This is a genomic window from Pirellulales bacterium, assembly GCA_036490175.1.
GTDB lineage: Bacteria > Planctomycetota > Planctomycetia > Pirellulales > JACPPG01 > JACPPG01.
Genome location: DASXEJ010000174.1, coordinates 1 through 3,900, shown reverse-complemented (window position 1 = coordinate 3,900; position 3,900 = coordinate 1). Strand labels below are relative to the sequence as shown.

Genomic DNA, 3,900 nt, shown 5'->3' with positions numbered 1-3,900 from the left:
AACGGCCAGTATGGGGGCACCGTCGTGTTGCTCGGAATATAGCCGTGGCGGACAGCGGCAGCTACGGCCGCCAATCGGCGGCCGGGCGTTGGCGCAGTGGTTTGCCGATGCGGTATAATCCGCCGAAAGGCCGGCCCCGCTAAGCGGGCCTTCGGCCTTTTCGGGCCGGAATTAAGCCGTTTTGGCCAATGCAACGAAAAGGGGTTCTATGTCCCACGTTCTGAAGTATGGCGGCCAATACTTTCGGCTGGAGATTGCCGAAGTTGCCAGTCCCGAGCAGCCGGACAAGCCCGCCTTCGTGATCTGGTGCAGCGAGGCCTTCAAAGACCTGGCGGACATGCCGCGGCACACGTGCTCGCGATTTATCGGCGGTTCACCGCTGCCGACGTATGCCGACTCGCTCCGGCACGCTTACCAGTGGATCAAGCGCGATTGGGATGCTCACCACGCCCAGCCGACACCCAGCGCCGGGAGCACCGCGAGCGTCGTGTACACGGTCTGGGTCTTCAAAGGCGACGCACCCTTCGGCTTCGAGTTCGAGGAGTTCGCCGACGCCAAGACCTTTGCCGCGGCGGCCGAGAAAAGCACCGAAATCACCAAGGTCGGCATCAAGAATAACGAAAGCCCGCAGTACCTGACCGTCTGGGAAAAGAGCTAGCCGGGACCGTGGGTTCAAGAGCCAACGGGCTCAGGAGGAGACCACGAATTAAGCAACCACGGATCGCACTGATGACACGGATAGGGGAAACGACGCTACATCCGGATTCGTGATCATGCCAAGGATCGCCGGAGGCCACGCTGGCAGGCTTGGAAACCTTCTTCCGCACGGCAAGTCTAACTCGGATACAATCTGCCCCGAAACGGCACGGTATTCCTCGTTGCGCTTGGCCGGGGATAGGCTAGGGGGATCGAATGGGGGACGAAATGGCAATGCACCTGAACCGCTCAATCGACCGCCCGATCCGCGCGGGGCTGACTACCGTCGAACTCTGGCAGGGTCCCGACAAAGGGCTGATTGGCTGCTGGGAGCGCGGCAGGGCAAAGCGGGTAGCGGAGCCGGAATTGGCAGCGCAGGCGAAACAAGGCGAATTGGTCACGCTTGCCTGGAAGCGCAAATCGCTGCAATATCTCGCCACGTGGCAAGGCCTACGCGGCGACGACTTGAAAATCTCGTTCGTCGAAGAGGTCACAATCGTCTGCGCGAAAACAGGGAAGACCGTTGTTTTCAAAGCCGGACACGTGGATTGAGGCTCTTCCGGACGTCAATCGACGCTCACGCCGATTGACCGCCAAAACGCCTGTTCCGCCATTATCCGCGTACCGTACTTCCTTGCTTTCTCAGCCTTGCTCGACAAGCTGTTCGGGTCGGCCACGACCAATACATCTAGCGATTTGGTTACGCCATCGGCAACTATCAAGCCCGCAGCCTCTGCAAGCTGCTGAGCGTTTTCGCGAGTAATCGCTTCGCCGCCCAACCTACAGGCTAGTGCCCCAGTGAAGCAAACGGACTTGCTAATCAACTCATGGTGTGTGTGGGCTGGCGTACCAGCAGGCCGCCCGCCGCGTTCCGTCCTGACTTCACTTAGGACTGAGTCGAGTACCGTATTGTCGAATCCGAGCAACCGGGATACCCCTAGCAGGTCGCGGCGTTCCGATTCGGTGACAACCCCGTCAGCAAGCGCGGCGCATGCCAATTCGCGCAGGTATGTCCGATGGCACTCGCAAACTCGCTCGCCGGATAGCCCCCATTGGCGAGCGACGGCGAGCAACTCGCCAGCTTCCGTTTCTGTGACAAGCCTGTCTTCCAGAACGCGGTCCAAGAGTGCAAGGTACTGAACGATGTCTGCAGACAGCCTGCCGCTTTGGTGAGGCTGCTCCATGCCCATTAACTGTGTTACCAACCGTGAGAGGTAGTGCGGCTCACTGCGGTGGGCCCGGCCCTCCCCACGACGATGCGAGCGCCCAGTAACTGGCAGGCTCGGCCAATTCGTAGGAAACGGCTCATGGCATCCCAGCAATTCGAGCGTGTCCAACCCATTCGTGACGGCGAGACAAAGGCACGCGGCAAGCAGTTGGCTGGTCGCACGTGCGTCACAGCCCGCTGAGTGGCGTTCGTCAATCTGGATGCCGAAATGAGCGCAGCATGCCGCGAGCTGCCTATTGGTTAGTCCCAGCCCGAGCGTGGACGTCAGAGCGAGCGTGCAGAGGGACGGAAAGGATGGCAGCGGGTGGCCCGCGCGCTCAAATTCGGCAGCCACGAATGAGGAGTCAAATCGAACGTTGTGGCCAACGATAACTGCGTTGGCCATCCTCGATACGACATCGCCGGCCACGTCGGAAAACCGAGGAGCATCGAGGACGTCCGCGCCCGTGATGCCGTGAACGTGCGTGGGCCCTAGGTCGCGGCCGGGGTTAATTAAACTCACGTACTCGTCATGAATTGTTCCATCGGCCGTAACGCGAAGAACCGCGATCTCAATAATGCGATCGGCCCGATTCGCCGCAAATCCGGTCGTTTCAACGTCCACCACTGCGAATTGCATCTCACTGACCGGTCGCATCGGCCTTACCCCTGGATGGGCTTGTCGGGACGTGAACCACGTGTCCAGACTTCGTCATTCCGGCGATTCTCTTAGCGCCACCTTTGCCGCTTTGAAGACCCTCTTCTCAGCCGCTTCCGCCTTTTCGCCGTCCAGAACATCCCGTTTGATGACTTCGTTCACGAGCACCTGCTGAATGTCTGCCTGCTCAATGTGTACGTCTGGTGAGACACGCTTCAACTCGCGCCGTACGACGGCGAGTACCGGCTCGGATAGCAAAACTGCACCGATCAGATATCGGCTCAGGGCTTCCCTTTGGGTCTGATAATCGTCAATCGCAGACTTTGCCCAACCCTCCTTGCAGAACAAATAGAGCAACGACAAGTCGTCTTCCGATTTGTGATCCAGCGCTAAGAAGTCAATCTCGACGACCAGTTCCTGTTCGATCGGTTTGCAGTTTTTGACGGCGTACGCGCGCCAAATCTGTCCATTAGTTAGCAAAACCCACATGCAAGTTGGGTGATTTGCCGCATAGAAGACCGCTTGATCGCAATGCGGTTGTTTCAACTCGTGACCGATTGCCTTTACTTCGATCAGCGTCTGGACCTTCTCGTCAATTTTGGTTGCGAGATCGCACCACTTGTTCTTTACAGCAAACTCCGAAGTTATCTCCGTGAATTTGTCGTAACCGAAAACGTTCGCAAGAATTTCAGTGACAAGAATGACGGTATCCGCTTCGGCGATGTCCTTTGTCCTCTGCTGCTCTACGATCGGCTTGAATTTTTTGATGCCATCGACGAGTCTTTCGGCAACCTTCTTCGGAATCGAGCCCACGGGTTCTTCCCCCTGTTATCGCTCACACTGGCAATTGAAAGCCGCCAGCTAGAGTAAGGTCCGGACGCCGTTATACCGCCACAAGCAGCAGATGTCACGCTGGGCGCTGCGGCCTCCGTCTGGGGATATCCAACCCGCTTACCGACCTGAGTCATTCACACACCGCAACCAGGTGCCGAGCTGCAACTCCGGCCGAGGTTCTGGGTAAAGGGCCCGTGTTCGGCAGAATGGTCGCGGCCGCCGAGCGGAGACCGCGAAACAAAAAAACCACGGATTGCACTGATGACACGGATATAGGAAACGGCGCGCGTTTCATCCGTGGTATCAGTGCAATCCGTGGTCAATCGCTTCGTTGGTCAGGTGCGCCAAGCGCGCACTCGCGGGCGGCCGGCTACTTCGAGGTCTTCTGCACGCTGGCCGTTTTGGCGGGCACGCCGGCGGGCTTGGTGGCGGTGATCACGGTCGATAGCAGGTGCTCTTCGGCCGGGCGATAGAACGAGGCCATCACGTCCACCGGGCGGATGTC

Annotated in this window: 4 protein-coding genes; 2 read left to right on the top strand and 2 right to left on the bottom strand. The window is 58.7% G+C overall.

What is annotated here, in order from left to right:
• The first annotated feature begins 208 nt into the window (after positions 1-208).
• Both VGG64_13065 and VGG64_13060 read left to right on the top strand, forming a co-directional pair.
• Complete coding sequence (locus VGG64_13065) at positions 209-658, top strand: hypothetical protein (GenBank protein ID HEY1600530.1); 450 nt, start codon at positions 209-211, stop codon at positions 656-658.
• A gap of 266 nt (positions 659-924) precedes the next feature.
• Positions 925-1,248, top strand: coding sequence for a hypothetical protein (locus VGG64_13060; GenBank protein HEY1600529.1), 324 nt, complete (start codon positions 925-927; stop codon positions 1,246-1,248).
• A 14-nt stretch (positions 1,249-1,262) separates the two neighbouring features.
• Here VGG64_13060 and VGG64_13055 read toward each other — a convergent pair whose 3' ends face one another.
• Together VGG64_13055 and VGG64_13050 are read right to left on the bottom strand one after the other, a co-directional pair.
• Positions 1,263-2,561, bottom strand: a complete 1,299-nt coding sequence (locus tag VGG64_13055) for an exonuclease domain-containing protein (protein HEY1600528.1) — start codon at positions 2,559-2,561, stop codon at positions 1,263-1,265.
• A gap of 54 nt (positions 2,562-2,615) precedes the next feature.
• The gene (locus tag VGG64_13050; protein ID HEY1600527.1) at positions 2,616-3,374 is read right to left on the bottom strand and encodes a hypothetical protein; all 759 of its coding nucleotides are present in this window, start codon (positions 3,372-3,374) and stop codon (positions 2,616-2,618) included.
• Between the last annotated feature and the right edge of the window lie 526 nt (positions 3,375-3,900).

What these genes read in the sequence shown, in the direction of transcription:
- VGG64_13065 (HEY1600530.1), top strand. Translation starts at nt 209, where the DNA reads ATGTCCCACGTTCTGAAGTATGGCGGCCAATACTTTCGGCTGGAGATT.
- VGG64_13060 (HEY1600529.1), top strand. Translation starts at nt 925, where the DNA reads ATGGCAATGCACCTGAACCGCTCAATCGACCGCCCGATCCGCGCGGGG.
- VGG64_13055 (HEY1600528.1), bottom strand. Translation starts at nt 2,561, where the DNA reads ATGCGACCGGTCAGTGAGATGCAATTCGCAGTGGTGGACGTTGAAACG.